We start from the raw sequence: 895 nt of genomic DNA on the forward strand, positions 1-895 counted from the left end.
AGTTTATTCTATTGCAGTCTTCATATCGATGTTAATTACAAGATTAACTCTAATTGGAATTGTCAAGCTTAAATATAAAAATACAAAGTTGAACTTTCATTACGATTGGAAGGTTGTAAAGCCTATTCTCTCTTTCACAGCCTGGAACCTGTGGGGAGGAGTTGCATCTGTTATGTCTCTTCAAGGTGTGTCATTTTTAATTAATGCTTTCTTTGATTTACAAGTTAATGCGGCACGAGCTATTTCGCTACAAATATTCTCTGCAGTAACTCAGTTAGTAAATAGTATTCAAATTGCTATTGCTCCCCAATTGGTTAAGTCAAATGACCAGAAAGATGGATACTTTTCTGAACTTTTTATCCTAAGTGGTAAAATAACAGTTTATATTTCCTTTATAATATCATTCGTTTTATTTGAAAATACACAGAAACTTCTTGATCTATGGTTAGGTTCTTATCCAGAGATTACTATTATTTTCTTAAAATTCACTTATATTGAAGTAATGCTTATTTCACTGGGTTATCCTATACTATCTGTAGTTCAAGCTGATGGGAATATAAAGAGGTATCAATTGGTTGTAGGTGGTTTGATGATACTAAACATACCAATAATGTACATCATGGTAAGTTTAAAGGGTAACTATGAATATATATATATAGTAAGTATACTAATGTCAGTATTATCCCTATCTTATCGATTAATATATGCCAAGAAGATTATTGGTTGTGTTGCCGATGAGTATTTTAAAACTGTAATAGGTAAGGGAATATTAGTTTTAGTTTCTTCTTTATCCGCAGCGCAAGTGATAAAATTTGAAGCGTTGCTTTTAAATATATTTTCAAATGGTACAATTTTTACAATTTTATTTTACTTGATAATGCTATCAAGTAAAGAA

The 895-nt window shown here is 30.2% G+C and carries 1 pseudogene; it reads left to right on the top strand.

Features of this window, described 5'->3' with window-relative positions:
- Positions 1 to 172: 172 nt before the first annotated feature.
- Positions 173 to 895, top strand: a pseudogene (locus tag AB4517_RS22530) (hypothetical protein); the annotation flags it as partial.

This window comes from Vibrio sp. 10N.222.52.C3, assembly GCF_041474195.1.
Classification (GTDB): domain Bacteria; phylum Pseudomonadota; class Gammaproteobacteria; order Enterobacterales; family Vibrionaceae; genus Vibrio; species Vibrio crassostreae_C.